Origin of the sequence: Streptosporangium sp. G11 (genome assembly GCF_051192615.1) — a bacterium.
In the GTDB taxonomy this organism is placed as follows: Bacteria; Actinomycetota; Actinomycetes; order Streptosporangiales; family Streptosporangiaceae; genus Streptosporangium.
The window spans coordinates 1-1179 of the sequence record NZ_JBPJUQ010000306.1 but is presented as its reverse complement, the minus strand read 5'-3'; the positions used below and the strand labels follow the sequence as shown (position 1 = coordinate 1179).

The 1179-nt window shown below is 57.9% G+C and carries 1 protein-coding gene; it reads left to right on the top strand.

Annotated elements, in window-relative coordinates; all coding sequences use genetic code 11:
• Positions 1-235: 235 nt before the first annotated feature.
• Positions 236-673 carry a hypothetical protein gene (locus ACSDR0_RS50725; RefSeq protein ID WP_435296152.1) on the top strand — a complete coding sequence of 146 codons (438 nt, stop codon included), beginning with the start codon at positions 236-238 and terminating at the stop codon, positions 671-673.
• The last annotated feature ends 506 nt before the right edge of the window (positions 674-1179 follow it).

Sequence of the window (1179 nt, the reverse complement as noted above, 5' to 3'; positions counted from 1 at the left end):
CTTAGGGCTGGCGCCTTCGACTACCTGGGTGCGCTGTTGCATCGTCCTCTGTCTTCTGCTCTGCCATAGAACGACCTCACGATCACCTCTCAAACACTCACTGAGCGAGAAGAGGTGACGAGATCGGTATCAGTGCATTCTCGGGCGAAGCGGCGGTCTTAGTGGCTCTCACGGATTGATCTATTTCCCCCAGGTTCGCCGGCCTGTTCGTTATCCTCCAAGTGGAGGCGATGTGATGTCCAAGTACGGTCGTGATGACGAGACCTGGGATCAGCTCACTGAGGGCGGGCTGAAATTTCTGATTGAACGCGCACGGCTTCGGAGGACGACGTCGTACACGGAGCTGAACACTGTACTGGAGCGCCGAACCGGCATCCCGGGTTTTGATTTCGGGCGGCAGGACGAGCGCACCGCGATGGGATTTCTGCTCGGGCTGATCGTGAAGCGGAACCGGCCAGAGAGCAACCTGATGATCTCCGCGTTGGTAATCTATCTGGACGGAAATGATGCAGGTGGTGGATTCTACAATCTCGCGGCCGACCTCGGACTACTCCCGCGCAAAGCCTCGGCGCGGCAGAAGGACGAGTTTTGGGTGAGCCAGCTCAACGGGCTGTACGACCACTACTCGCGCACTAGGGACACCTCCGTTAGTGACGGCGTCATCCCAGGCTGACCGATCGGAGCATCGACCTCTATTGATTTTGTCGATGTGGTCTCTGCTACACATGGTCGGGCCGGGACGAGTGATGATCATCTGGCCTCTCCTGCGAGACCAGGCTGCTAACGAACTTCCCGATCTATACCTTGAACGCCTCATCCACGTCCTCAAGAGTGTTGCCGAGGTCGAAAATGTCCTGCTTCGCTCTCGCCGATCTTCGGTTGATGCTGGTTAGGGCTCTAGGCATAGTGAGTCGCGACGAAGACCGGATTTGTGATCAAGCCGAGCTGGTCGATGTTGGAGCGAACTGATCGCTCCGGTCTGGGGCGTCCTTTGGACGAGAGCTGTGTGGTGAGGTGCCGGTATATCAGGTCAAGGTCTAACACCTCAGTGGAGTTGCCCCGGTTTGGTGGACACCTGATCTCTGAGGAACCCTGGTTCCCGGAAGAAGGAGTTCACTGTGCCGAACAACTATCCGCCGGAGTTTCGCCGGCAGATGGTGGAGCTGGTGCGCGCGGGAC

Bases quoted from the DNA above. Each gene is read 5' to 3' on its own strand.
- ACSDR0_RS50725 (WP_435296152.1), top strand. From the start codon at position 236: ATGTCCAAGTACGGTCGTGATGACGAGACCTGGGATCAGCTCACTGAG.